Annotated in this window: 1 pseudogene; it reads left to right on the forward strand. The window is 58.9% G+C overall.

The features are described 5' to 3' along the window. Positions 1-320: pseudogene (locus QN413_RS27505) on the forward strand (hypothetical protein); the annotation flags it as partial. Positions 321-399 lie beyond the last annotated feature (79 nt).

A 399-nucleotide genomic window follows, 5' to 3' on the forward strand; every position in this document is an offset into this window, starting at 1 on the left:
AACGACTGTCCAGCCGTCGGGTCGCCGCCATCTATGACATCCGCAATCCGAACCAGGTTGTGGTCTGGCGACGCGACCTTGCTGAAGGCGACGCGCAAGCTCTGGGGAACACCATGCCAAAGCCAGATACAAAGCCAGATACAAAGCCAGATACAAAGCCAGAACGACGTTGCTCAGAGACACCGCCCGAGGCCATCCCCGATTCGACGGACACCCTGCGCGAAGAGAACGAGCGACTGCGCGCGGAGGTCGCGTACTTAAAAAAAGTGCACGCCTTGATCCGGGCGAAAAGATCGCTTGCGCCGAAAAAGCGCGCTTGATACTCGGATTGAGGCATCACCACAAATTGGCGGCCCTGCTGCGGGCAGCAGGGCTTGCGCGCAGCACTTTCTACTACCA

The organism is Variovorax sp. LG9.2, assembly GCF_035018885.1.
Taxonomy (GTDB): domain Bacteria; phylum Pseudomonadota; class Gammaproteobacteria; order Burkholderiales; family Burkholderiaceae_C; genus Variovorax.